Raw genomic sequence first — 15,855 nt, 5'->3', positions numbered from 1 at the left:
GAAGGACAATGACCAACTTCAAACTCGGCGGCTGGCTGCTCGTGGCACTCGCGATCGTCGGACTCGCGTTCGCCGCGCCCGTGGTCAGCGCACACGGTACCGACACGACTGCAGACGACCCGCCCACTGACAATGCCACCGCAGATGAATGGGCCACTTGGATGGAAACGCAGATGAGCGAACACATGGGTCCGGGCGCTGTCGAGTGGATGGAGTCGTACATGGGTGTGACCGTCGACGAGATGGCCCAGGACATGGCTGACGAGAAATACCACGGCGGGGCTGACGACGACCACGACCGCGGGATGTACGGGCAGGGCCACTGCTGACGGTCCTGACCGTTTCGATCGCTCCAACTGAACACCGCGATTCACCAACGCAAGATAATGACGCAACTCACCACTCACATCGGACGCACTGCTCGTCGACTCGGGATCCTCGCAGTCCCGCTGCTGGTCGCGGCGACTGAAACGGCTGCTGCCCACGGTAGTGTGAGCTACGGCGGCGGCATGATGGGCGGCGGCTGGGGCCTCTTCGGCGGAGCAATGGGGCTCTGGGGACTCCTCTGGATGGGGCTCCTCATCGCCGTTCCGCTCTACCTCGTCTTTGCGCTTCTCAACCGAGAAACCGATGGGAATGATGAGCGACCGCTATCAGTCCTTAAAGCCCGCTACGCCCGTGGCGAACTCTCTGATGATGAATTCGAGCGGCGGCGTGAACAGCTGGAACGGTCCAAATGAGCCATTCGGTCCCAGTTCCAACACTGGAGACTCCACCCGTGACGACTGCTCCCGGAACCACATCCTTAAGTCAACCCTCCGTATACAATATTGTATGGACTATACAATACAAATGTCCGTGTCCGCTGACTTCGACCACGTAGTTGAGACAACGATCGACGCGCTCAAAGACGAAGGATTCGGCGTCCTGTGTGACATCGACGTCCGGGCGACGTTCGAGGAAAAACTCGGCGAGGAGTTCCGACAGTACCGCATCCTCGGCGCGTGCAACCCGGGACTCGCACACGAGGGCCTGAACGAGGAGATCGAACTCGGCGCGCTTCTCCCGTGTAACGTCATCGTCTACGAGACGGACGACGGCGACATCACGGTGAGCGCCATCGACCCGCAACAGCTCGTCGGCATCGCCGACAACGAGGCGCTCGACTCGATCGCGACCGAGGTCCACGACCGGTTCGAACGCGTTCTTGCCAGTGTCGCGGACGAACTCGAATCATCGGCCGAGATTTGAGCCATGGCATCATCAAACCAACTCGACACCACAACCATCGTCCTCCTCATCCTCGGGGCGATCATCTTCCTCCCCATGCTCACGATGGGGATGGGATTCGGCGGGATGATGGGATACGGTGGAATGATGGGTGGATACGGGACGACCAGCGGCTGGTGGCCACTCGTCGGGATGCTCATCCAGCTGATCTTCCTCCTCCTCCTGCTCGGTGGAGGATACCTCGTCTTCCGTCGCGTGACGGCATCGCAGTCGTCGCGAAATCCTGCAATGGAGGAGCTGCGTATGGCATACGCCCGCGGAGATCTCACCGAGGAAGAGTTTGAGGCGCGCCGGGACAGGCTCGAACGCTCGGAGTGACGGTCCGATCACCAACCTCCGGCGTTACTCACGTCCGCCCCCTTGGAATCCGAAATCTGTGGCCCTCACAGCTTTCGGATGTAAATAGAAATGTGCTAAAGGCACAAGACCATACTAGCTACTATGACGGAAGTAATCCTGTTCACGCAGGAGACCTGTGGAGCATGCGCAACGCAGCGCGAGAAAAACGAGGGCATCGAAGATGCGTATCCGGATGTCGAATTCCGCGAGGTCGACATCCAGACCGATCTGGAGACAGCCGAGGAGTACGGTGTCCGAAAAACCCCCACGACGCTTGTGTATGCGAACGGGGAGAGAACTGCCGAGTTCATCGGCATCGTCGACCGGGACGAACTGGAGGCAGCCATCGAGAGCGCCGGCAAGCAATCACCCGGCCTCGCGAACCGGCTCGCCAGCATCATCCTCGGATAACAGAAGCCAAACAGCTACAATGACAAACTACAGTAGACGCCAGTTTCTGGGCGCGCTCGGGGCCGGCACAGTCGCGACTGCGGGACTCACCCGGCCAGTCGCTGCACAGGAGACACCCGTCGTCAGGATGGGGAACAACTACTTCGACCCGATCGGGCTCCACGTCGACCCCGGCACGACCGTTCGCTTCGAGCTAGCGGCCGGAGCCCACTCGGCGACCGCTTACGAGAACCGGATTCCGGCCGACGCCAGCGCATTCGACAGTGGAACCATCTCGTCAGGAGCCTTCGAGTACACGTTCGAGGAACCGGGCACGTACGACTACTACTGCATCCCGCACAAATCCGTCGGGATGGTCGGTCGCATTGTCGTCGGGAGCCCCGGCGGGCCAGCCGAAACGAGTCCGATTCCGAACGGTGATGTGCCCGAGAGTGACGCGATCGTCGAACAGGGCGCGATAGAGTATGGAACCAACACCGGCGGTGATGGGAGCTCCGATGGCGGAATGATGGGTCATGGGATGGGGTCTGGTCCTGGAATGGTAAATGGCCGAAACGGTGGCTGGTTCGGCGGGCTGCCGTTCGTCGGCGGAGCACTCGGGATGCTCGGCTTAGTAGGCGGACTCCTCTACTGGGCACTCGGACGAGGTGATGCACCCGCCGAAAGTGACGATTCCGCGATGGAAACCCTCAAACGTCGATACGCTCGCGGCGAAATCGACGAAGTGGAGTTCCAGCGACGCCGTGAACGATTGGTACAGAATCAAGAGAACTGATGGCTGGCAGGGCCTGTGCGTGTGGAGGGTCTGACGGCTGTGGGCCGCCGACATACAGTAGTCGACTGATACCGCCGCCTGCTGCTGAGGGGACTCACCCCTGCGCCGACCGAGAGCACGGCAAGAAGCCTGATTAACAGCAATCACCGCCGTCGGGTGACCACGCACACGCATTCCCTGTCGTCAGATCGTTCTCGTCGATATACGTCGAGAGACAGGCATAATTGCAGAAGTACTCGGGCGAGCCACAGTCGTCGTCACAGTCGCGAACACAGATAGGGTCGTGATCGAAAATACGCGACCCACAGTACGTACACGTCTCGTCCATATCAGGTGTTGCGACGGTCGTGAACCGCCTCGGGGTCAAGCCCCGAGGCTTCCCGTGGTTTAATCGGACACTCCCACGATACCATCGGTCTGATAGCCTCGAACGGCGTCGTGGGTCACGGTCGGGGCGTCCACGGCCCCCGATGCCCGCCGTCGCACCTTCCGCACTTGGGGAAGGCTGTTGAGAGCAGGCACATTCCAGTCCTGATGCTTCTCGATACCTTTCACGGCGATATTGACGCTTGCACCACGGTCGCTGTGGTCTTGATGCCCGCACGACCGACACTTGAACCGCTTCTTGTTCCGATTCGCACGCTGGGCGTGCCCGCACAGCGAACACCGTTGACTCGTCTTGTACGGGTCAATCCAGCCAGTCGGAATCCCCTCGAACGACGCCTTGTACGAGGTATAGAACTGAAGGGCGCGGAACGGGAGGTGGTGCAAACGTCGGTTCATCCGCGTACCGTAGTCAATACTGTCGCGCATCTCTTTGAGGTCTTCAAAGACGATGCACGGTTTCTCGAACTGACGGCTCCACTCCACGATGTGACGACTCACCTTGTGGAGCCTGTCGCGGACGAACCGTTCCTCACGTCCTTCCAACGTGTCGTGCATACTCGACTTCCCCGCGCTCTGCACGCGCTTCCGCATCGTGAAGGAGCGATGACGCTCGAACTTGATTTCGGGGAAGTCGATAACCAACGAGTCCTCAATGCCATCCTCGGAGAGCGCGGTGAGAGCCACGTTGTCTTCATTCACGTCCACGCCGACGACCGTTCGTGAGTCCTGCTTGTCTCGAACGGTCTGCTTGGTGTTGGTGACATTGACGTGCAATTCGGGGTTGTCGTTGTGGAACAGGGCTTCCGCCGTCCCAATCTTCCACTTGTCGCTTTCGAGTGCGGTTTTGAGAACGTCGAGGTGGGCGTCGTCGCCTTCGAGAACGCCCGTGACGTGCTTGTACGGCTTCGCGCTGATTCGGAACGCCACGTCGCCGTTGTCGGTGAGCGACAGGTTGTACCCCTCCTCGTAGTTCGCACGAAGCGGGTACGTTCCGCCCTTGGTGTGGCTCGGCTGGCCGAAGTCGTCGTATTCGTAGTAGTTCTCCATCGCACCGAGTGCCTTCGCAACGACACGCTGAGTAGTGTTCTTCACGAGGTCAGCGTCGTCGGCTACCCTGTCGGGAATAGCGTCCCAGTCCACACCTTCTTTGGCAAGTCGGATGGTTTCGTTGTACGCCCACCGTGCTTCAAGTGTGGCGTCGGACAGCAGGCCCTCGTTATCACTCTGGATGTCGAGTTGGAAGTCGAGCGTCTTGACGAGAGCCTGTGCGTCGATCATTCGCTCCAGTACTAGTGGAGTAATGCGATTATCTTGAATGCCAGCCATCCACAGTGAAAGTGGAACACCCACCTGAGCTTACGGCCTTCACCCTCAGGGTCAAGCCCCGAGGCACTCGGCCTGCTCCGCTTAGAGAGTTCCTTCGATGTATCAGCGCCGTCGACCGGTCGCTGTTGACCCTCTCCTTCGGTGGGAATCCGTAGAATAGATCCAATATCTCAAAAGTATCAGCACCTCTGAGCCTTGGTTTATAAAGAGAAACGAGCATCAAGTAGGAAACCCTATATTCAACCGAGAACACTCTCAGGAGATAATCATGCCAACTACTTCAACCGACAACCAGCTCGTCACCATCGTCCTCGTCGTCCTCGGGGCCCTCCTCATTCTCCCCGTCCTCTTCATGGGATTCGGGATGATGGGGTTCGGCCCGATGATGGGTGGAATGTGGGGTGGTCATATGTGGGGTGACGGAACAGTCCCCGGATGGATGGTCCTCGTCGGATTACTGATGCAGCTTCTGTTCATCGCTGCCATCGTCGGCGCAGGGTACCTCATCTATCGCGCGGTGGCCACCTCGAATAGCGAGACCGATCAAGCCCTCGAGGAACTCCGACTCACCTACGCTCGTGGCGATCTCACGGACGAAGAGTACGAACAGCGGAAAGAGGCACTCGAACAAGATTCCTAACTCGAAATCCATCTATGGACACCGTCGGAGAAACACCACCGTCACTCCCGGCTCGGATACAGCAATACACGACGGCTGGGCTCTATGGACTGGTACTCGGGACGGTTCTCTGTCTCGTCGCCCTGTTCACGAATCCCGTTCCCGACCCGTCATTCCCGTGGGCGACGCTTCCCCAGTCGCTGCAACTCCCACTCACGCAACCGAGAATCGAACACTGGCCCATCACCTACACGGTTGGAATCTGGCTGTGGGTTTTCTGCTTTCCGGCCCTGTTCCTAGCGGGATACAAGCGATACGGTGACTCAAATCGGGGACCAGCGGTGTGGCTCGTAGGGTTGCCGACTGTCGCAATGCTGGCTTGGACCACGTACTGTCGGTTTTTCTGGCCGAAGCTTCACCCACCGACCTGGAATGCCCCCGCCTACACGTTCGTTTGCTGGCTGTACTGTTCGACCTACGAGGTCATCTGGAGCAACGCAGCCTACGCAATCGCGCTTCTCGGCGTCGTAGCCACGCTCCTCACTATCCAGCGAAAACAGCAAAGCAAGTACGTACTTATCGGATTCGGGGCCTTAGCACTCCCGCTGGGACTGCCGGCCCTCTACGAGGGATATCGTCGATCAGGACGGGAGAGCTAACTGTCGTCGCCAATTCCTGAAACTGGATCTATCTCGTCGAGGGCCTCGGTCGCTACGTCGCCGAGTTCTCCGGCTTCGATGTGGGAATACCGTTCCCGAACCATCTCCTCGGAGTTGTCTAGATACCGGGCGGCGACTGTGTACCCGAAGGCCCGAACGAGGACCTCGCCCATCCCGCGACGCCCGCCGTGTGGAGCGAGATACTCGTGCTTCGGATGAGCGATCTCTATACCAGCTGTATCCGTGAGCCGCCGAAGAATCGAACGAGCGCCATCGGTGGTAATCGATGCCGGGCGGATATCCTCTTCAAGCGCCAATAGCAAATCCCTCGTGTAGGCGTCTCGCCGTTCCTGTATAGCCTCGGCGTGTTCGCCCCGATCAGTCAATTCCTCTCGAACTACGTTCGCCAAGCTCCGTTGGTCGAACGTCGGGAACACGGGCCACCGGTCCGTTGGCGGGTCCATCAGTTTCTGGTAGCTCCGCAGCGGGGAGATAACGGGATCAGGAAGGGACGCAGCGTCCCACTGCTGCTTCTTGCGATAGACGTCCATGCTTCCGTCTTCAAGAGAGATGTCTTCCCACCGGACGCCACGGCGTCGCGGGTCGTCAGAATCACGGAGGAGTTCTCCCACACGGACAGCTGTGTACGCGAGGACGACCACGAGCGCCCGGTCGCGAGCCGCCTTCAGCGCCACGTATCGGGCTCGTTGCTTGTCGAGAGAATCCACGTCACCGGGAAGGGTGGTGTATGCCTCGATGGCTTCACGCGCCTGCTCGTCGACGTGTCGGGTGAGGGCGTGTCGCTGCTCGGGCGTCCAGGCCTGCTGGTCACCAGGCTTCCGTCCGTCGTCGTCGGGGAGCGGCGCGGTCGCGCTCGCCCGCTGGGCGTAGTGTGCTTCGAGATACCCCTCGTTGACGCACCAGCCACACCACGCCGAGATGTATGCGTAGTAGGTCTGGACCGTGTTCTGCTTGAGCCCCCGGTCACCAGAAAGGTGCCGAGCGTACTCGCGGAAAACTCGCTCGTTGAGGTCGGCGAAAATTGGATCGCGGTCGACGTCCTCGGGAGTGATCCCGGTCCAATCCTCGTCGCCGCGTTCGCCGGCGGCCCACTCAGCGAACCGATCGAGCTCGCGGGCGGCGTTCCGGCGGTAGTTTCCACCCTCGCCGCCGCGCCCCTTGCCCTTGTCTTGGAGATAGCGGTCGAAGGAACTCCGCAACGGCCGTGCTCCAGGTTCCTGTCCGGTGGTGTCGTCGATCATGCGGAGTCAGAACCCTCCGAATTGTCCAAGTAGGAGATCGTGGCCGTCGTAACCTGGTCGGTGAACTCGTCGGTGACCGAGCCCTGCCGGCCGACGACGTGGAGGTCGTCTTTCAGTGTGGCGACAGTCCAGGGGAGGACGTAGCTCTGCTGGTCCGGTTCCCCGCGAACCCACGCTTCGCTCGGCACGGCGAAGCTGCCGGCGTGGTGGGACTGCGTCGTGAACGCGACGGCGATCGACTCCTCGTCGGGATAAGGCATCCGCTCGCCGGAAACAACCAGCCACGGCCGGGGATTCCCACCATCCGTTTTGAACGGATCAGGAGCCCAGACGACAGTTCCGCGGTCAGCCATCCGGCATCACGACTCCTCGTCTGCCTGGTCAGTTGTTGAGTCGATGGGGTCGACTGCGGTCTCCATCCAGGCCTCGACATCGTCGTCAGAGAATCCGCCGTCGATGTCGTCGGCTGTGGCGGCGCCGTGAATCCCTGCCGACGCGACCGCGTGCTCGGCGTCGGCGATCGTCCAGAACCGGTCACGGTGTTCGACGAGGCCGTGTTCTTCGAGGCGCTTCAGCGTTGGGCCGACGCTCCCCTCGGGCACGTCGACGGCGTCGACGATCTCCCGCTGGCGGAACGCCTGGTCGGCGTGCTCGAGGAGGAAGCGATAGACTGCACCCTGTGTGGTGTCCGGCGCGAGATCGGGAAGCGACGGCCCGTCCTCGTCGATAGAGCGGAACTCGTCTTTTGAGATGGGCATCTTGAGTATTGGTTTGTATTAGAAGCTATTAGGTCTTATCGACAGGGTCCTCGACACGGACTGGAGGATGGCGGTGTTCGCCGGCTTTTCCCCGGGTTCAAGGCTCTCTTCGTGCGGTTCCACGTTTCGTGCTTCCCCGACGGCGGCGGGATACTTCAAAGTGGTCGTGATTATTGGCATAATCAGGGCCAATTTGAGCATAGTTCTATTTCGGCAATTTCAGCGTCTAAAGGGCTCTGTACTATGAAAATCGCCGAATAAATATTTTATAAACTGTATTTCGCTATATTGTTTCTCGTACGGCCAAAGCGCTCCGGTGACCAACAGTACTCGACCGATCGGGTGTATATCCGACCATCGCGAGAAAACGTACACGGGACCCGCAATAGGTGCGTATGTACACACCCTCGGGGTCAGAGTTTATCGTTGGCCATCCCAAATCAGAGATATGGATAACCCCGGGGATTCTCCAGATGACGGGCCTCCGCTCGCCATTACCACCGAGGACGAGTTTCACGAGGCACTCCAGCGGCTCGTGACAGAAGCCGCCGCGAACGGTGTCGACGTTCGAGGCGGCTGGCCAGTCGTCGACGACGGTAGCGACGAGTCGTGGGAGCTCGAGATCACGAAAATCGCGCGCCGAACGACGGCTCAAGTCGACGACGCGGAGTTCCCCGCATCGTCAATCATCGACGCAGTGGCGGAACGAGAGGGGATCAATTCGACCGACCTGCCACCGCTCTACGACTCGATCGGGCCCGATATTCTCGAAAATCTCCACGAGTCGGACGACCCGGACCAGCATATTCGGTTCGGCTATTACGGCTACACGATCACGGTCACATCTGGCGGCTCGATCACGATCGACGGCTAACGAACCTGTCAACGGTTGATTAATGAGACAGATGGAGATTGCGGTGTAGAACCGGTCACGGCCACCCGTGGGGGAGTTCGTCCTGATGGTCGTGCATCAATCGGAGGAGTGGCGCTATCTCGTCGAAGTTTGGGCCACGTCGGATCGTTTGTGTGTCCTCGTCCCACTCGATGTATCCCGATTCGGCGAGCTTCGGTAGGTGTGCGTGATATAGCTCCGTCGTGAGCAACTCGAGGTCGTCGTCTTCGGTGGCGAGGTCCTCGACGGAGAACTCGTCCTCGTCACGGGGGTTGTGCTCGCTGACGAGCAAGAGAATGCGTCGGCGATACGGATGTCTGAGTGCATCGAACATCTGATCCAGCGAACGGTCGGTGCCGCCATCGGCGGTGACGGCCGGGTCGGACAGGACGTCCGTGGATCGCAGGACAGTCCCCATCCCCTGGCGAATCTGCTGTGAGACCGTGACATCTGACCTGCCAAGTTCGTCGGCGAGGTTGACGAGCGTCGTTGCCCTCGGCACGTCGAAATACCCCATTTCGAGGGCGGTGCGAAGCGTTTCGCGTTCCTCGACAGTCAGTACCCCGCGTGCCTCTTTCGCCTCGTGGTTGTCGGGTCGATCCATTAGTTATCGAACCTCGTGTGATGAGTTCTCAGCGAAGAGACGTCGGTCCCATGAAGGGCACCTCCGGCTCATAACAGGTGAAAGACGATGGAGGTGGGAAAGCGCTGACCCTCATCTTACAAACTCCCCCCCCAAGCATGTTTGAGAGATAAGGGTCAGACAACTCGCCCGTATCTAACTTAGTGACTCGGTGTGCGATGCGGTCTCGAACAGGACCTCGCACAGGGTCCGTTCGGCTGCCCGCAGGTGTTCGGAGAACGTCGGCTGTGAGACGCCGAGCAGTTCGGTGACCTCCTGTCCGTTACTAACCCGTGGCGTCTCGAAGAACCCGCTCAGGTAGGCCGTCTGCAGGACCTCCCGCTGTCGGTCCGTCAGGTGGTCTTCGAGGGCAGCCGTGAAGGTTTGCCGCGTCTTCAGCGGCCGCTCACGCGACTGGCGAGCACGCAGTTCGAAGTCTGAATTCCACTGGCGGAGCCGATCCAGGAACTCGCGGACCGCTACCGTATGGGGGACGTCGAGAACGACGGTCGCAACGCCAGCGTCGATGGTGATCGAGCGCACGACGGCCCCTTCGTCAGTGACGCGTGCGGCAAGCGTCGGGTCGGACACTCGCGCCCTGAACAATGGCCCATCTGCCCCGTCGGTGAGACAGTCCAGGTCGTCGAACGCGAGCGAGCGCTCTGCTGTGGCCTGAAGCTCCTCGGGTGAGCAGCCACGGGCGATGAAGTACACATCGGCCTTCCCGCTGGCGCGGGGGATGAACCCCTGATGCTCGATGGTACACGCTGCTTCTCTGGCGAGACGAACCAGCGGCGTGTCGGCGTCCTCGAATCGGAGCGTGAGTTCGACGACGCTGTCGGTCTGCAACGTCGCTCGCGTCTCCCTGGCGTTGAGCGTGTGTGCGATCGTGTCGCCGAGTTCAGAGAGCACGTCTTGATTTCGCTCGTCCTCGTCGGACTGAGGACGGTCGGCGTAGACGGTCAACACGCCGTACGCTGCGTCGTCGTACACGAGCGGAATGCAGATCAGCGATCGGACACCGCGTTCGAGAGTCGCTTCTCGCCAGGGAGCGAAGTCGCTACTCGTGGCAATGTCCGCGACCACTTGCAGGTCGCCAGTGCGGACGGCACGAGCGACCGGATCCCGGTTAGCCGGGTTGTCCTCGATCGTGATCGTGAGGTCCTCGAGGTAGGCGCTGTCGACACCGGCCCAGGCCCGCGGTTCGACCACGCCGGTCGCCGGATCGTGCTCGCCGACCCAAGCGAACTCGTAGAGGTCGGAGCTGGCGAGTCGCTCGCAGACTGCCTCGTCGATCTCCTCGCGCGTGTCGGCAGCCACGAGCGCCTTGTCGATCTCGCGAATGAGCGAGTTGAGCCGGTCGAGGCGGGTCAACTCCTCGTTGCGGCGTGCCACCTCCTGCTCGCTCTCGGCGCGGTCCCACGCGGTCTTGATAGTCGAGACGACCATCTGCAGGAGGTCGAGGAGCCGATCGTCGAACGTTTCGGAATCCTCCGAGCCGATACAGACGACACCGTGCCGGCCTAATGGAGCGAACACCCGACTGCCCAGCCCGGACGGCCACGGGTCGCCGTCGGCGACGTCGAGCGCGTTCTCGACGTCGATCTCGTCACCGACGAACGTCTCCCAAACCTGCTCGTGAGAGACCGCCACCGGACGAATCGCATCGAAGTCGGTTCCGGGGGCTGCGTGTTCGGAGTCCAGTTCGAGGTCGCCGGTCTGTGCGTCGTACCCCCAGAGTGCGGCGTACTCGACGTCGAGGATGTCGACGACGAGTTCGGCGACGCGATCGCTGATCGTCTCCGGGTCGGTGTCGATCAGCTCGCGGCTCGCGTCGTTGAGTCGTTCGAGCGACTGATTGGACTCGGCCAGTGCCTGTTCGGCGCGAGTGCGCTCCGCGGCCGCCCACGTCCGTTCGGCGGCATCCTCCAGCAGCGCCCGCTCACCGTCAGTCCAGTCGCGTGGCTCGGCATTGGCGGCTGCGAGCGCCCAGACGACGTCCTCCTCGCCCTTCCGTAGCGGTGCGACCAGCAGGGACCGCAGGTGATAGCCGGCCAGCAGCTCCCGCTCGGAGTCCGAGAAGCGTGGATCGTTGGTCGCGTCCTCAACGACCATCGGTTGCGTCGCGAGCTGCCGCATCGTTTCGGGGTACTCCGAAAGCTGGAACACACCCCCCATCTCGGGAAGGTCCGGCCGAATCTGCTCCGGGCCGACCGTGGAATACCCCTGTTCCTCGAACACCTCGCTGATCCAGCAGCGGTCGAGGTCCAGATGCTCTGCGAGCAGTTCGACGGCCTCCTCTTTGATCGACTCCGCATCGGGCTGTGCCCGCAGGGCATCGCTGAACCGAAGCAGGAACTCCTGGCGTTCCTCGCGCTGTTTCTGCTCGGTGATATCGATCCCCGTTCCGTGGACGCGAACCGCCCGCCGGTCGTTCCCGTCGTCCTCGAAGAACACCTCGCCGTGCGTGCGCACCCACCGGTCGCTCCCGTCGGGACGCCTCGCTCTGAACTCGAACTCGTAGGTCCCGTCCGAGGCGGGCTCGAACACCTCCTCTAGCTGGTCGGTGACTGATTCGATGTCGTCCGGATGGATGCGCTCCTCGAGCAACTCTTCACCGACGATGGTCTCGTGCTCGTCGTATCCGAACAGCTCGTGCATTCGCTCGTTCCCGCTTACCCGATCTGTCTCGAGGTCCCACTCGAAGACGGCGATGTCCGCGATGCCGGTCGCGAGTCGGAGCCGCCGTTCGCTCTCACGCACCGCTGCGTTGGCCTCCTTGCGCCCGGTGATATCGTCGATGAGAACCGCGACCTGCCGACTGCCCGGGCCGCCGTACGGGAACACGCGGACATCGAACCACCCGTCGACGAGTGGCTCGCCGGTCGTCTCGACCCGCCGGGACTCGCCCGTCCGAGCGACCTCGGCACAGAGGTCAAACCCGGGGAAGTCGCCGTCGCCGTCCAGATCGGACCGACGGGCCCCGACCACGTCGGTCAGCCCGGTCAGTTCCTCGAACGCTGGATTTGCCTCAACGAAGCGGTAGTCACCCGGCTCACTCCGGTCAGCGGCGGTTTCGTCCCGATTCGAGGCTTCGTCGGGGGCCTCGCCCTCCTCGAGCAGTTCGACGACGCAAAACCCCTCCTGCATGGACTCGTTGAGCGAATCGAACAGCGTGCGGTAGCGCTCCTCGCTCTCTTGGAGGGCGTCCATGGCGCGTTCCCGCTCGATCTCGGCCTGCTTGCGCTCGGTGATGTCGAAACTGACGCCACGGAGAACTGTCGGGTCGTCCTCGGACGCTCGGCCCCGCCAGGAGATCCAGCGAGGCGGATCGACCCCTTCGAGTTCGACCTCGTCTTGAACCTCTTCGCCCGGGTCGAACGCGGACGCCATCGTCTCCTCGGCATGGTCAGCACCCGCGTCGGACGCCTTCGCGAGGAACCGCTCGACCGGGACCGGCTCGTCGGCGGGCGGCAAGTCGAACAGCGACAGCATCCTGTCGTCACCGTCGACCGTTCGGGTCTCGAGATCCCACTCCCAGGTTCCCATCCCCGCTGCGTTGAGGGCGACCTCGAGCTGCTCTTTGGACTCGCGGAGGTTGTTCTCGAGACGTACCCGTTCGGTGACGTCGACAGCGACGTTGAACACGCCACCGACCGACCCGTCGGCGAGCGGTATCGGATTGTAACTCGTATCCCACCAGATGTCCTCAATCTCGTCGGTCCGTTCGAGCGGCAGCAGCAGTTCCTCGAGTCGAGTTGCCCCGCCTCCGGCCATCACCTGCTCGTGGACCGGACCGAGCGTGTCCCACGCTTCCGGGAACACGTCCCGGGCGGGCTGGCCGAGCGCGTCAGGGTGTTTGTTCCCGATGACATCTCCCGCGAGATCGTTGTACAGTAGCGTCAGGTCGTCACCCCAGTAGATGCCAATTGCTTCGTCCGCCCCCAGCATGATGTCGACCGCGGTCCGTAATTCCGCAGGCCACTCCTCGATCGGGCCAAGCGGCGTTTCGGTCCAGTCGAACTCCCGAATTCGTTCGGCCATCTCGCCGTCGGCGGTGTACGGAGGGGACTGTCCATCTCGGAGTGAGACGGGGACACCGGGGGCAGAGGGGCCACCGTTTCGTCGGAGAGCAGCGTCGACGGGGCGCCACCAGACGCGGCTGTTGGCCCCGACCTTCTTCGTCAGGAGTGGCCCCTCCTCGACGAGGGCCTCGAGTCGGTTGTAGATGGTCCGCTGCGTGCAGTCGAATCCCTCGGCGACCTCGGGGGTCGTCACCGGCGTGCCGGGCGGGCCGAGGGCGTCGACCGTCTCCAGCACGTCGGCGGTTGAAGGCGCGGCCGAAGTCATGGGAAGACTTCGCAGGACGCGGGCAAAAGCGTTCCGTCGATAGAACCACAGAGCGTGTGAACGCCCGAAGACTAACGAGCGGACCGCAGAACGGCGCCGTACCGGGTATCGAAACAGGGGACGACGTGTCGGTTCTGGTAGCCCGTCGGTAGTCTCATCACCCGGAAGCGCCTCGTTCGAAGCGCAAAGCGTGTCCTCAACACCCGTCTACCGTGAAGTACAGCAGTTTCGACAGCGATGGCTCTGGGCCCTTCTCTGTGGGATGGCGCTGCTCATGCTCGTGTTCGGGCCCGTCACGTGGCCCGGCCTCGCAATCGTCGGTGCCGTCGCTGCGTTCCTCTACAGTCTTCGCCTCGAAACCGAGGTTAGAGGCGACGGGATCTACATCAGGATGTGGCCGCTTCATTGGTCGTTCCGACGGATCACCTGGGGGGAGATCGACCAGTATGAGCCGAGAGCGTACCGACCACTTCGCGAGTTTGGCGGGTGGGGCATTCGCTGGGTGCCGGGGAAGCTCGCCTACAATGTCAGTGGGAACCGAGGGGTATGGATTCAGCGAGCCAACGGACGCTCAATCCTCGTCGGGTCACAGCGCGTCGAGGAGTTTGTCGACGCGATTGACGAGAGCTACGAGTAGTGAGTGGACGGCGGCTGATGCTCGCTCAGCACTCATGCATTGAGAGCACCAGTCTCAACTTCTCTGAGCCGGCGGTCCCGGCTGAGTCCACCGTACTGAGGAGGAATTCGGCACCTCTGAGGCTGCTGTTAAGATATTGTAGAATAGTATTCTATTTTAGAATAGCACACTATTCAGTCGATTCTGAAGAAGCAGACTCGCGGGCTTGTTCGAATCGGTCGGTCACTTCGTCAACGAGGTCTTCCTCCACGACAGTTCGTAGGAGAGCATCAGTCATCTCTCGAACGACGATGTTCTGGTATCCCTGCTGGTTGAGTTCCCGCTCTAATTCGTACTTCAGCCAGGAGTCGAAGTCCTCGATCGTAGCCTCACGAGCGTAGAAGGGGCGCTGTTTGGCAGCCTCGTAGCTGAACGCAGTATCGGTCATCGGGTCCCGCGGCTCGACCGAGTCCCGAGCAGAGGTCTCCTCGGTCGTCTCCGATTCGGTCGCCTCATCCGTATCCTGTGGTTCGTCATCCGGTTCATCCTCGAGCGTCTCCCCCAGGTCGGCGAACGGATCGTCCTCAGCCATAGCGGACCACCTCCCCGGCCTCGACGATGTGCGCTAACTCGTCAAAACACTTCAGCTGGTCACAGTCGGGATCGTAGTCCAGCAGCGGTTTGCGCTCGCCGTAGGCTTTCGTGATGCTGGTTCGGTCCCGTATGCCCGGTGAGGGGCTGAGGTCGCCGGCATCGACGGCCTCCCAGTCCGTGATTCGTGCGAAGTTCGGGATGCGGTCCTGGAGGTTATCGTGCGAATTGAGGCGTTCAAGCAGCTGGCGATCCTGTGTCTGCTGGTCGATACGGCCGCTCAGCATATTCGGAACTAGCGCCAGGACGTCGACGTCCATATGCTGCCGAAGCGGTGATATCTGTCGCTCGATGGTCCGCTCTAGGCCGGCCATCGCCTCGTTCCCGGGGGCAAGCGGAAGCACCAGATTCGCCGTCGCGACGAGCGCGTTGTCCGTGAGTCGGGACCGGTACGCCGGCGAATCCGTGACGATATAGTCGTACGTGTCCCCCAGGAGTGGGTCGACGACTTCCCGCTTGAGCAGCGCAGAGGGTTGGAACACGTCGCCCACGACGATCTCCCGCTCGACCTGTTCTAAGTCCTCGCTGGACGGGAGAATATCGAACTCGTAGCTGGTATCATAGACAACAGAAGTCGGGTCAGCATCGTCGAAGAAGACATCACCGATGGTTTCCTCGGTGTTGTGATACTGGTCGTCAAAGCCTAAACCGACGGATGCGTGGCCGTTCGGATCAAGATCGATGAGGAGCACATCGTGGTCCTGTGCGGCCAGCTGTCGAGCGAGGTTGACAGCGATCGTCGATTTGCCGACACCCCCCTTCAGCATACACACCGAAACCGCCCGAGAGTTCCCGTCGGTCTGTATCGAATTATATGGGCTATTCGGGCTATCTGTACTATCTATACTATTCGTACTATCTGAGCCACTCATGCTATTCAGCAGTATCAACCCCTCTC

The 15,855-nt window shown here is 61.3% G+C and carries 19 protein-coding genes; 10 read left to right on the top strand and 9 right to left on the bottom strand.

From position 1 onward, the window contains the following. Positions 1–8 precede the first annotated feature (8 nt). The 6 genes from NL112_RS22630 (at position 9) to NL112_RS22605 (ending at position 2,815) form a co-directional block, all read left to right on the top strand. Entirely contained in the window at positions 9–329 is a 321-nt protein-coding gene (locus NL112_RS22630) for a hypothetical protein (RefSeq protein WP_255153149.1), read from the top strand. Between the two features lie 57 nt (positions 330–386). Then, positions 387–740, top strand: a complete 354-nt coding sequence (locus NL112_RS22625) for an SHOCT domain-containing protein (RefSeq protein WP_255153147.1) — start codon at positions 387–389, stop codon at positions 738–740. Between the two features lie 94 nt (positions 741–834). Beyond that, the gene (locus tag NL112_RS22620) at positions 835–1,251 is read left to right on the top strand and encodes a DUF302 domain-containing protein (protein ID WP_255153145.1); all 417 of its coding nucleotides are present in this window, start codon (positions 835–837) and stop codon (positions 1,249–1,251) included. Between the two features lie 3 nt (positions 1,252–1,254). Beyond that, positions 1,255–1,608 (top strand): SHOCT domain-containing protein, encoded by a 354-nt coding sequence (locus tag NL112_RS22615; protein WP_255153142.1) that lies wholly within the window; start codon positions 1,255–1,257, stop codon positions 1,606–1,608. A gap of 123 nt (positions 1,609–1,731) precedes the next feature. Then, positions 1,732–2,040, top strand: a complete 309-nt coding sequence (locus NL112_RS22610) for a thioredoxin family protein (protein ID WP_255153140.1) — start codon at positions 1,732–1,734, stop codon at positions 2,038–2,040. Positions 2,041–2,167: 127 nt separating this feature from the next. Continuing rightward, the gene (locus tag NL112_RS22605; protein WP_255153139.1) at positions 2,168–2,815 is read left to right on the top strand and encodes a plastocyanin/azurin family copper-binding protein; all 648 of its coding nucleotides are present in this window, start codon (positions 2,168–2,170) and stop codon (positions 2,813–2,815) included. A gap of 133 nt (positions 2,816–2,948) precedes the next feature. Here the strand turns inward: NL112_RS22605 and NL112_RS22600 are convergent, their stop codons facing one another. After that, positions 2,949–3,143 carry a hypothetical protein gene (locus NL112_RS22600; RefSeq protein ID WP_255153137.1) on the bottom strand — a complete coding sequence of 65 codons (195 nt, stop codon included), beginning with the start codon at positions 3,141–3,143 and terminating at the stop codon, positions 2,949–2,951. 59 nt (positions 3,144–3,202) lie between these two features. Continuing rightward, positions 3,203–4,480 carry an RNA-guided endonuclease InsQ/TnpB family protein gene (locus tag NL112_RS22595; protein ID WP_255153136.1) on the bottom strand — a complete coding sequence of 426 codons (1,278 nt, stop codon included), beginning with the start codon at positions 4,478–4,480 and terminating at the stop codon, positions 3,203–3,205. A 316-nt stretch (positions 4,481–4,796) separates the two neighbouring features. Here NL112_RS22595 and NL112_RS22590 point away from each other — a divergent pair, with 316 nt between their 5' ends. Both NL112_RS22590 and NL112_RS22585 read left to right on the top strand, forming a co-directional pair. Next, entirely contained in the window at positions 4,797–5,168 is a 372-nt protein-coding gene (locus NL112_RS22590) for an SHOCT domain-containing protein (protein WP_255153134.1), read from the top strand. A gap of 14 nt (positions 5,169–5,182) precedes the next feature. After that, positions 5,183–5,806, top strand: a complete 624-nt coding sequence (locus NL112_RS22585) for a hypothetical protein (RefSeq protein WP_255153133.1) — start codon at positions 5,183–5,185, stop codon at positions 5,804–5,806. Here NL112_RS22585 and NL112_RS22580 read toward each other — a convergent pair. From NL112_RS22580 to NL112_RS22570, 3 genes are read right to left on the bottom strand one after another with little or no spacing between them, the layout of a single operon-like run. Beyond that, positions 5,803–7,068, bottom strand: coding sequence for a tyrosine-type recombinase/integrase (locus NL112_RS22580; RefSeq protein ID WP_255153131.1), 1,266 nt, complete (start codon positions 7,066–7,068; stop codon positions 5,803–5,805). The genes NL112_RS22585 and NL112_RS22580 overlap by 4 nt on opposite strands. After that, positions 7,065–7,421, bottom strand: coding sequence for a type II toxin-antitoxin system PemK/MazF family toxin (locus NL112_RS22575; RefSeq protein ID WP_255153130.1), 357 nt, complete (start codon positions 7,419–7,421; stop codon positions 7,065–7,067). Before NL112_RS22575 ends, NL112_RS22580 begins: the two co-directional genes overlap by 4 nt. Before the next feature lie 6 nt (positions 7,422–7,427). Then, positions 7,428–7,826 carry a helix-turn-helix domain-containing protein gene (locus NL112_RS22570; protein WP_255153128.1) on the bottom strand — a complete coding sequence of 133 codons (399 nt, stop codon included), beginning with the start codon at positions 7,824–7,826 and terminating at the stop codon, positions 7,428–7,430. 448 nt (positions 7,827–8,274) lie between these two features. Between NL112_RS22570 and NL112_RS22565 the strand changes: the two genes are divergently transcribed. Next, complete coding sequence (locus NL112_RS22565) at positions 8,275–8,700, top strand: HalOD1 output domain-containing protein (RefSeq protein WP_255153126.1); 426 nt, start codon at positions 8,275–8,277, stop codon at positions 8,698–8,700. Positions 8,701–8,755: 55 nt separating this feature from the next. Here the strand turns inward: NL112_RS22565 and NL112_RS22560 are convergent, their stop codons facing one another. Then, positions 8,756–9,322 carry a helix-turn-helix domain-containing protein gene (locus NL112_RS22560; protein ID WP_255153125.1) on the bottom strand — a complete coding sequence of 189 codons (567 nt, stop codon included), beginning with the start codon at positions 9,320–9,322 and terminating at the stop codon, positions 8,756–8,758. Between the two features lie 174 nt (positions 9,323–9,496). Beyond that, positions 9,497–13,690 carry a bacterio-opsin activator domain-containing protein gene (locus NL112_RS22555; protein WP_255153124.1) on the bottom strand — a complete coding sequence of 1,398 codons (4,194 nt, stop codon included), beginning with the start codon at positions 13,688–13,690 and terminating at the stop codon, positions 9,497–9,499. A gap of 262 nt (positions 13,691–13,952) precedes the next feature. Here NL112_RS22555 and NL112_RS22550 point away from each other — a divergent pair, with 262 nt between their 5' ends. Continuing rightward, positions 13,953–14,327 carry a hypothetical protein gene (locus NL112_RS22550; protein ID WP_255153123.1) on the top strand — a complete coding sequence of 125 codons (375 nt, stop codon included), beginning with the start codon at positions 13,953–13,955 and terminating at the stop codon, positions 14,325–14,327. A 169-nt stretch (positions 14,328–14,496) separates the two neighbouring features. Here the strand turns inward: NL112_RS22550 and NL112_RS22545 are convergent, their stop codons facing one another. Further along, positions 14,497–14,898 (bottom strand): DUF7970 domain-containing protein, encoded by a 402-nt coding sequence (locus NL112_RS22545; RefSeq protein WP_255153122.1) that lies wholly within the window; start codon positions 14,896–14,898, stop codon positions 14,497–14,499. After that, on the bottom strand, positions 14,891–15,829 hold the full coding sequence (locus tag NL112_RS22540) for a ParA family protein (RefSeq protein WP_255153120.1): 939 nt from the start codon (positions 15,827–15,829) through the stop codon (positions 14,891–14,893). Before NL112_RS22540 ends, NL112_RS22545 begins: the two co-directional genes overlap by 8 nt. Positions 15,830–15,855: the final 26 nt, after the last annotated feature.

The organism is Halorarius halobius, assembly GCF_024298865.1.
GTDB lineage: Archaea > Halobacteriota > Halobacteria > Halobacteriales > Haloarculaceae > Halorarius > Halorarius halobius.
The sequence above is the reverse complement of the archived record's forward strand: the minus strand, read 5'-3'. Positions and strand labels throughout refer to the sequence as shown.

Bases quoted from the DNA above. Each gene is read 5' to 3' on its own strand.
- NL112_RS22630 (WP_255153149.1), top strand. From the start codon at position 9: ATGACCAACTTCAAACTCGGCGGCTGGCTGCTCGTGGCACTCGCGATC.
- NL112_RS22625 (WP_255153147.1), top strand. From the start codon at position 387: ATGACGCAACTCACCACTCACATCGGACGCACTGCTCGTCGACTCGGG.
- NL112_RS22620 (WP_255153145.1), top strand. From the start codon at position 835: ATGGACTATACAATACAAATGTCCGTGTCCGCTGACTTCGACCACGTA.
- NL112_RS22615 (WP_255153142.1), top strand. From the start codon at position 1,255: ATGGCATCATCAAACCAACTCGACACCACAACCATCGTCCTCCTCATC.
- NL112_RS22610 (WP_255153140.1), top strand. From the start codon at position 1,732: ATGACGGAAGTAATCCTGTTCACGCAGGAGACCTGTGGAGCATGCGCA.
- NL112_RS22605 (WP_255153139.1), top strand. From the start codon at position 2,168: ATGGGGAACAACTACTTCGACCCGATCGGGCTCCACGTCGACCCCGGC.
- NL112_RS22600 (WP_255153137.1), bottom strand. From the start codon at position 3,143: ATGGACGAGACGTGTACGTACTGTGGGTCGCGTATTTTCGATCACGAC.
- NL112_RS22595 (WP_255153136.1), bottom strand. From the start codon at position 4,480: ATGATCGACGCACAGGCTCTCGTCAAGACGCTCGACTTCCAACTCGAC.
- NL112_RS22590 (WP_255153134.1), top strand. From the start codon at position 4,797: ATGCCAACTACTTCAACCGACAACCAGCTCGTCACCATCGTCCTCGTC.
- NL112_RS22585 (WP_255153133.1), top strand. From the start codon at position 5,183: ATGGACACCGTCGGAGAAACACCACCGTCACTCCCGGCTCGGATACAG.
- NL112_RS22580 (WP_255153131.1), bottom strand. From the start codon at position 7,068: ATGATCGACGACACCACCGGACAGGAACCTGGAGCACGGCCGTTGCGG.
- NL112_RS22575 (WP_255153130.1), bottom strand. From the start codon at position 7,421: ATGGCTGACCGCGGAACTGTCGTCTGGGCTCCTGATCCGTTCAAAACG.
- NL112_RS22570 (WP_255153128.1), bottom strand. From the start codon at position 7,826: ATGCCCATCTCAAAAGACGAGTTCCGCTCTATCGACGAGGACGGGCCG.
- NL112_RS22565 (WP_255153126.1), top strand. From the start codon at position 8,275: ATGGATAACCCCGGGGATTCTCCAGATGACGGGCCTCCGCTCGCCATT.
- NL112_RS22560 (WP_255153125.1), bottom strand. From the start codon at position 9,322: ATGGATCGACCCGACAACCACGAGGCGAAAGAGGCACGCGGGGTACTG.
- NL112_RS22555 (WP_255153124.1), bottom strand. From the start codon at position 13,690: ATGACTTCGGCCGCGCCTTCAACCGCCGACGTGCTGGAGACGGTCGAC.
- NL112_RS22550 (WP_255153123.1), top strand. From the start codon at position 13,953: ATGGCGCTGCTCATGCTCGTGTTCGGGCCCGTCACGTGGCCCGGCCTC.
- NL112_RS22545 (WP_255153122.1), bottom strand. From the start codon at position 14,898: ATGGCTGAGGACGATCCGTTCGCCGACCTGGGGGAGACGCTCGAGGAT.
- NL112_RS22540 (WP_255153120.1), bottom strand. From the start codon at position 15,829: ATGAGTGGCTCAGATAGTACGAATAGTATAGATAGTACAGATAGCCCG.